Annotated in this window: 1 protein-coding gene and 1 pseudogene; both read right to left on the bottom strand. The window is 64.8% G+C overall.

Annotated features, from left to right (window positions below; genetic code table 11):
- A pseudogene (locus GSQ95_RS26785) lies at positions 1–258 on the bottom strand (TIGR03759 family integrating conjugative element protein); the annotation flags it as partial.
- Positions 259–270: 12 nt separating this feature from the next.
- Complete coding sequence (locus GSQ95_RS25870; RefSeq protein ID WP_158896816.1) at positions 271–975, bottom strand: methyl-accepting chemotaxis protein; 705 nt, start codon at positions 973–975, stop codon at positions 271–273.
- Positions 976–1,013: the final 38 nt, after the last annotated feature.

Genomic DNA, 1,013 nt, shown 5'->3' with positions numbered 1-1,013 from the left:
CCCGGGCGAATAAACGCCGCGACTCCCCTGCATCAGGGTGCGGTAGCGCTGGAACTCTTGACTGCTCAGCCCCCATTCCTGGGCAACAGCACTGTCGTTACGCTGGACCGCGCTCTGACGCTCAGTGCTACCTGTTTCGCCCGAAAAGGCTTGGGGGGCAACTAGGTCAGCGGTGAGTGCGAGCGCGGGCGCGGGCGCAGAGAGCAGAGTGAGGGCGACTGCAAGGCTCGCCGGGAGGAGAGTGGATTGGGGGCGCATTGGTTGCCTCTACTACTTGACGGAAAGGGTGCGGGTCGCGCCGTCGACGCTGAACTGCGCCTGACGATCGTCGAGATTGGCCAGCCGCCAGCGGGTTCCGCCGACGTTGTCACCCGGGCGCACCAGGTAGAGCTCGCTGAGCTGAGTGCTGCCGGGTGGAGCGACCGAGAGGAAGCGCTCGCCGCCGCGGTACTCGATGCCGACGACGGTGAAGGGGGGAGGGGTGTCGACCGGCTTGGGCGGCTCGGGCTTGCGCACGGTTGATGGAGCGCTGCGCTGCTTAGGGACGATTAGCGGGGGCGGCGCCTTGGCCGGCTCTACTGCTTTCTTGCGGAGATCACCGAGATCGTTTTGTAGGCCCTCGATCTTCGCCTCGAGCACAACCAGGTCGCCGGACTGGGCCATGCCCTGCAATGCGGTCTGATTAGCGCGCTGGATCTCCACCAGCATGGCCTGGGCGGTATCGATGCGCTGCGACAGCGCCTGCTGGCTTGCCCGGAAGTCCGCATCCTGGACCGGCTTGCCACCGGCGAAGCCATCCATCTGGTCCTGCATCTTGTCCAGACGCTGGGTGATGGCGTGGACCATGTTCTGGTCAGCCGTAGCGTTAAGGTCGCGAGTGACGTGGGACAGCTCAACGTAGAGATACAGGCACGCACCAGACAAAGCTGCAAAGCCAATGGCGACGAGCGTTTGGGAGAGGGAAGGGCGCTTCATAGGGGACCTCGCACAGGATGCCGTGCACGGTCGCAGAA

The sequence above is a fragment of the Pseudomonas sp. BAV 4579 genome, from assembly GCF_009765395.1.
Taxonomy (GTDB): Bacteria; Pseudomonadota; Gammaproteobacteria; order Pseudomonadales; family Pseudomonadaceae; genus Chryseomonas; species Chryseomonas aestiva.
Note: the sequence above shows the minus strand (reverse complement) of the source record. Positions and strands in the feature narration are given on the sequence as shown.